The organism is Aeromonas sp. 604176 (assembly GCF_049170755.1).
Classification (GTDB): Bacteria; Pseudomonadota; Gammaproteobacteria; order Enterobacterales; family Aeromonadaceae; genus Aeromonas; species Aeromonas veronii_A.
In genome coordinates this window covers 1-2,223 of sequence record NZ_JAAKNE010000223.1, presented here as the reverse complement: position 1 = coordinate 2,223, position 2,223 = coordinate 1, and the positions used below count along the sequence as shown (strand labels likewise).

The 2,223-nt window shown below is 59.4% G+C and carries 3 protein-coding genes and 1 pseudogene; 1 reads left to right on the top strand and 3 read right to left on the bottom strand.

The window, feature by feature from the left end; translation table 11 throughout:
* The 3 genes from G5358_RS20825 to mutY all read right to left on the bottom strand — a co-directional run.
* The coding region (locus tag G5358_RS20825; RefSeq protein WP_421324854.1) for a murein transglycosylase domain-containing protein at positions 1-230 on the bottom strand (230 nt) is incomplete at its 3' end.
* A gap of 117 nt (positions 231-347) precedes the next feature.
* Positions 348-620, bottom strand: coding sequence for an oxidative damage protection protein (locus G5358_RS20820; RefSeq protein ID WP_005335828.1), 273 nt, complete (start codon positions 618-620; stop codon positions 348-350).
* An 8-nt stretch (positions 621-628) separates the two neighbouring features.
* Positions 629-1,681: an A/G-specific adenine glycosylase gene (gene mutY / locus G5358_RS20815; RefSeq protein WP_421324853.1), complete on the bottom strand. Its 1,053-nt coding sequence runs from the start codon at positions 1,679-1,681 to the stop codon at positions 629-631.
* Positions 1,682-1,918: 237 nt separating this feature from the next.
* On the opposite strand from mutY, the pseudogene cca reads away from it, so the two are divergent.
* Positions 1,919-2,223: pseudogene (gene cca, locus G5358_RS20810) on the top strand (multifunctional CCA tRNA nucleotidyl transferase/2'3'-cyclic phosphodiesterase/2'nucleotidase/phosphatase); the annotation flags it as partial.

Sequence of the window (2,223 nt, the reverse complement as noted above, 5' to 3'; positions counted from 1 at the left end):
CGGCTCTTGTACTGATCCGTGTATTTTACGTAGTCAAACTTGCCCGCAAACAGCGCCTCCCGCCCCCATATCTCGTTCACGTTATGGGAGAGCGCGCTGATCATATGTTCAAAACCGCGGATGTCCTTGCCGTTGACCAGATCGTCATCCTCACTCCCGCTGGGCTTGGGGGAGGATGAGCAGGCAGAGAGAAACAGCAGGGTGCACAGCAGCCAAAAAATTCGGCCCATAGGATCCTCAAACCGGGCAGCAGAGCTGCCCATCATTCATTTGCTGCGACTTCAGGAGCGGTCACGCCAGTGTGGCGCCATTACCGCACCTGTTCACACGTACAACAGCCGGAGAGCTTACTGGGCAGGCGGGGTGTAACCTTCGATCTGCACTTCACCTGCATCAAACAGGTAGCTGACCATCTCTTTTTCCAGCAGTTGGCGATGCTCAAGATTCATCATGTTGAGCTTTTTCTCGTTGATCAGCATCACCTGCTTCTTCTGCCACTCGGCCCAGGCTTCCTTGCTGATGTTGTCAAAAATCCGCTTGCCGAGCTCACCGGGATAGAGTTGGAAATCCAGACCCGGGCCCTCTTTTTTCAGGCGTTGGCAAAATACAGTACGGCTCATGTTGACCTCTATGGTTGTAACTCTGGATAGGCGAGCAGACGAGCCGTGGCGGCCGCCAGCCCCACCTCGGCAGGATGGCGTAAGTTATACCAGAGTCGGTTATCTGCTTCCATGAGCCGCAGCGGCTGCGCCTCATCAATGTCAATCAGCAGCGGCTGAATATCGAGATGGAAGTGGCTGAAGGTATGGCGAAAACCGGCCAGTTTACGATAACCGTGATGGCTCAGGCCAAGGGACGCCAGCAGACCATCCACCTCCGCCAGCGAGGCCACCTGCGGGAAGCAGTAGAGCCCGCCCCAGATCCCCTGTGGCGGCCGCTTCTCCAGCAATAACTCGTCACCATGGCGGATCAACAACATGACGCCATCGCGGGCCGGAATGCTCTTTTTCGGCTTGCTGTTGGGATAAGCGGTAGGCTTGCCTTGCGACAGCCCCTGGCAATCGGCCCGCACCGGACAGCGATCACAGGCAGGCTTGCTGCGGGTGCAGATAGTGGCCCCGATATCCATCATTGCCTGATTGTATTGCGCCACCCCCAGCTTGGGGGTCAGCCGGATGGCGATCTCCCACAGTTCGTTCTCCACCTGTTTTTGGCCGGGCCAGCCCGGCAGCGCCAGCCAGCGGGTGAGTACACGCTTCACATTGCCATCAAGGATGGCGTGGGGCTGACCCAGAGAGAGCGACAGCACGGCCCCGGCGGTTGAGCGACCAATGCCCGGCAGCGCCATCACCTCGTCAAAGCGCTCGGGAAAGAGACCATGGTGGTGATCGCGGATCTGCTGGGCCGCCTTGTGCAGGTTGCGGGCCCGGGCGTAGTAGCCAAGCCCGGTCCAGTGGTGCAGCACCTCGTCGACAGGGGCATCGGCCAGCGCCACTACATCGGGGAAGCGCGCCATAAAACGCTGGTAATAGGGGATGACTGTGGCGACCTGAGTCTGCTGCAGCATGATCTCCGAGACCCAGACCCGGTAAGGGGTCTTCTCCTGCTGCCAGGGCAGGGTTTTGCGGCCATGAAGCTCGTACCACTCCAGAACCCGGCTTGCGAAGGTTGATTGATTCACGTTGTTCTCATGTCGTTGATATATGGGGAACTCTACGGTTCCTTCGGCTCATCTGGCCTGCGCGGGCATAAAGTCATCCCGCAGCACAGCGCCAGCTGTCTGGTGCGGCAGCGTAAGGCCTCGTCACGCCCAAGTCAAAGCCGCGCTGACTGACGCTGCGGGCAGGTGGTGGCCAGGCAGCAAAGCGGTAACAAAGACGATATACTCGGCCCCACGATTGATGACGGGAGAGATGGTTTGCAGACTTATCTGGTTGGGGGCGCAGTGAGGGATCGCCTGCTGGGATTACCGCAGGGCGACAGGGATCATCTGGTGGTCGGCGCCACCGTGGAGCAGATGCTGGCGCTGGGTTTTACCCAGGTCGGTCGCGACTTTCCGGTGTTTCTTCACCCCAAAACCCAGCAGGAATATGCCCTCGCCCGTACCGAGCGCAAACAGGGTCAGGGCTACACCGGCTTTGTCTGCCACGCCGCCCCCGATGTGACGCTCGAGCAGGATCTGCTGCGCCGGGATCTCACCATCAACGCCATCGCCGAAGATGA